Annotated in this window: 1 pseudogene; it reads right to left on the reverse strand. The window is 71.2% G+C overall.

The features are described 5' to 3' along the window. Positions 1-30 precede the first annotated feature (30 nt). Positions 31-215, reverse strand: a pseudogene (locus A4V12_RS16945) (PRC-barrel domain containing protein); the annotation flags it as partial.

The raw sequence follows: 215 nt of genomic DNA on the forward strand, positions 1-215 counted from the left end.
GTACGGCGGGCTCGGCGGGGGTACGGTGGGTCAGCGGCGTGCCAGCTTCCGCTCGCCGCCGACGCCGGGCTCGTACCGCATGCCGTAGTGGTGGAAGATCTCCACCTCGCTCTCGGCGAGCAGCACGTCGTCGGTGCCGATCGACGGGGCCTTGCGGACCTCGCCCTTGGAGTGCGAGACCTTCAGGTAGTCCGGCCCGACGACCGCCTCGTCGA

This window comes from Streptomyces noursei (genome assembly GCF_001646665.1).
Classification (GTDB): Bacteria; Actinomycetota; Actinomycetes; order Streptomycetales; family Streptomycetaceae; genus Streptomyces; species Streptomyces lavendulocolor.